Annotated in this window: 1 protein-coding gene and 1 pseudogene; both read left to right on the top strand. The window is 70.9% G+C overall.

What is annotated here, in order from left to right; translation table 11 throughout:
- Nucleotides 1-993 (top strand): serine hydrolase domain-containing protein (locus ABT122_RS33545; protein ID WP_351559978.1); only part of this gene is annotated, 993 nt, incomplete at its 5' end.
- Nucleotides 990-1304 (top strand): annotated as a pseudogene (locus ABT122_RS33550) (hypothetical protein); the annotation flags it as partial. The gene ABT122_RS33545 and the pseudogene ABT122_RS33550, both read left to right, overlap by 4 nt.

The following is a 1304-nucleotide window of genomic DNA, read 5'->3' on the forward strand; positions in this document are numbered from 1 at the left end:
CCCGGGGTGCTCGTCACCGTGGCCGACCGTGAAGGCCGGTGGGCGGGAACGGCGGGGGTCGCGGACCGGGAGACGAAACGCCCTCCCTATCCGGCGGACCACTTCCGGGTCGGCAGCATCACCAAGACGTTCACCGCCACCCTCGTACTCCAACTGGAGACAGAGGGACGCCTCAGCATCGACGACACCGTGGAGAAGTATCTGCCCGGGGTGGTCCGGGGCCACGGCCACGACGGCCGCCGCATCACCGTCCGACAGCTGCTGAACCACACCAGCGGCGTGTACAACTACCTCAACGACCCCGCCCTGCACCAGATCGGCCCGATCTGGCTGAAGCACCTGCACGAGACCTGGACGGCCGCCGAGCTTCTGGCCGTCGCGATGTCGAAGCCGCCCCCGGCGGCCCCCGGCGAACGGTTCGTGTACTCCAACACCAACTACCTGCTGGCCGCGCTGATCGTGGAGAAGATCACCGGCCACTCCTACGAGGACGAGCTGCACCGGCGCATCATCGCCCCCCTCCGCCTGCGGGGCACCGGCTCGCCGGGCACCCGCGAGACACTGCCCCGGCCGTCCGGACGGGCCTACTCCACCGCCCAGATCCAGGCGCCCCCGCCGGGAGTCGACGTCACCGGGTTCAACCCCTCACCGCTCCGCGCCAGCGGTGAGATCATCAGCACGGCCGACGACCTCGACCGTTTCTACGACGCCCTCCTCGACGGCCGGCTGCTGCCCCGGGCGCAACTGAGGGAGATGACCACCACCATCCCCGTCGGCGCCGACGCCCACGGGCTCGGCCTCTTCCGCATGACCTCCTCCTGCGGGACCGAGCTCTGGGGACAGCGCGGCGCCGGCTACGGATTCGAAGCCCTCTCGGTCTCCACCCGCGACACCCGCCACCGCATGACCGTGTACTTCAACACCGACCACCTCGCACTCCAGGGCGCGGCGGCCCGGGACCTCACCGACGCGGAGTTCTGCCGACACCCATGACCCGGAGTGTGCGACATCCGCGGGTTGCCCTGAGGGCCGCTGAGATTGATCTTTCTGGAGTCGTTCTGCTTCGCCGGCGCTTCGATCTGGCGGGGCACGGCGCCGACGCGGAGCTCGCGCAGGTCGGGGATGTGGTTGTAGAGGGTGCCCGGGGAGACGCCCAGCAGCTTGGCGATCGAGGTGATCGAGCGGCCGGGGTCGGGCAGCAGATCGCGGGCGGCGCGGATGACTTCCTCGGTGGCGACGCTGGGGCGTCCGCCGACCCGGCCGCGCTCGCGGGCGGCGGCCAGGCCCTCGTTGGTGCCGATGAC

Source organism: Streptomyces sp. NPDC001985 (assembly GCF_040296845.1).
Lineage (GTDB): Bacteria > Actinomycetota > Actinomycetes > Streptomycetales > Streptomycetaceae > Streptomyces.